Consider the following 293-nt stretch of genomic DNA (forward strand, 5'->3'; position numbering starts at 1 on the left):
TTGCGAAGGTATTCTCCTGCAACTTCTGCGAGTTTTCCAAAGATAACAACGCGATGCCATTCAGTCTGCTCTTTCTTTTCTCCTGTTTGCTTGTCTTTCCACTGCTCAGATGTTGCAACGGAAAGGTTGGCAATTGCAGAGCCTGATGCTGAATATTTAACTTCAGGGTCGTTACCGAGAGTGCCGACAATAATCACTTTGTTTACGCCGCGTGCCATTTATTAAAATCCTTCAATTGGAGTTGGTTTATGTTCGGCTTTTGTTTCTTCCTGCGGTTCTGGTTGTTGTGGTTG

The 293-nt window shown here is 44.0% G+C and carries 1 protein-coding gene; it reads right to left on the reverse strand.

Annotated features, from left to right (window positions below; genetic code table 11):
• Positions 1–218: single-stranded DNA-binding protein (ssb, locus tag H4O21_RS24060; RefSeq protein WP_182812399.1), on the reverse strand; the 218-nt coding region annotated here is incomplete at its 3' end.
• Positions 219–293: the final 75 nt, after the last annotated feature.

Origin of the sequence: Oceanospirillum sediminis (assembly GCF_014164585.1) — a bacterium.
In the GTDB taxonomy this organism is placed as follows: Bacteria; Pseudomonadota; Gammaproteobacteria; order Pseudomonadales; family Halomonadaceae; genus Oceanospirillum; species Oceanospirillum sediminis.